Below are 350 nucleotides of genomic sequence, written 5' to 3'. Positions count from 1 at the left end.
TTTTGTGTTACGGGCGTATGGTGGATGCCTTGGCATGCTGGGCCGATGAAGGACGTGTGAGGCTGCGTTAAGCCTCGGGGAGTTGCCAACAGTGCGTTGATCCGAGGATGTCCGAATGGGGAAACCCAACACCAGTTGTGTGGTGTTACCTGCAGGTGAATGCATAGCCTGTGTGGAGGTGACGTGGGGAAGTGAAACATCTCAGTACCCACAGGAGAAGAAAACAATTTGTGATTCCGTGTGTAGTGGCGAGCGATAGCGGATGAGGCTAAACCGTGTGCGTGTGATACCTGGGTAGGGGTTGCGTGTGCGGTGTTGTGGGGTGTGATCGTTGCGGGCTACCTGACCGT

1 rRNA gene is annotated in these 350 nt (G+C 55.1%); it reads left to right on the top strand.

The annotated features are described in order from the left end of the window. Positions 1–350 (top strand): 23S ribosomal RNA (locus HMPREF2656_RS13285); the annotation flags it as partial.

The sequence above is a fragment of the Corynebacterium sp. HMSC034B08 genome (assembly GCF_001835805.1).
Taxonomy (GTDB): domain Bacteria; phylum Actinomycetota; class Actinomycetes; order Mycobacteriales; family Mycobacteriaceae; genus Corynebacterium; species Corynebacterium coyleae.
This window is presented reverse-complemented; position numbering and strand designations above follow the sequence as displayed.